Below are 619 nucleotides of genomic sequence, written 5' to 3'. Positions count from 1 at the left end.
CGTTGTGCATCATTTGAGAAAATCGTGCTCAAAATGAAAATCATTGAATTTTAATGAAAAAATGGGTTTTAATAATTGTCGGAATTATATTGATTGGAATAATCGGAATTGGAATTAAAATCAATTCGGATTTGAATGACGTTGCGGAAGCTTTTAAATCGGAACACGCTCTAAATGAACCGAATTTGAATATTCTTTCGGAATCTATTTCACCCAATCAAAAATATAAATATTACGAATATCAGTTTGACAATGGCGGATTTGGATATTCGAGAGTATTTTGGTCTGTAATTGAGAATAAAGAAAATAAAAATGACCTTAAAAAAGGACTTATTCCAAATGGCTATAAAATAGTTGAATGGAATAATGAAAGTGAACTGAAGTTAGAAAAGTGGAAACCATATTACGAAACTAATACAACTTACGACTTGAAAGGAAAAACGGAATTTAACGGAATAAAAATTAATATAGCGGAATAAAAAACGAACGCACAACAACGTGTAAAAATAATTGCTTGGTTCTAGCCTACTCGGAAAATCCTGCGGATTTCCCTCTGGTTTGGTTCATTTTTACTAAGTTAGTTGTTTAACCACGCAACTATCCTTACACGAACACGTTG

1 protein-coding gene is annotated in these 619 nt (G+C 31.8%); it reads left to right on the top strand.

The genetic code is table 11. The features are described from left to right. Positions 1-53 precede the first annotated feature (53 nt). Positions 54-479: a hypothetical protein gene (locus Q0891_RS17215; protein WP_299103577.1), complete on the top strand. Its 426-nt coding sequence runs from the start codon at positions 54-56 to the stop codon at positions 477-479. Positions 480-619 lie beyond the last annotated feature (140 nt).

Source organism: uncultured Winogradskyella sp., assembly GCF_947498005.1.
In the GTDB taxonomy this organism is placed as follows: Bacteria; Bacteroidota; Bacteroidia; order Flavobacteriales; family Flavobacteriaceae; genus Winogradskyella.
This window is presented reverse-complemented; position numbering and strand designations above follow the sequence as displayed.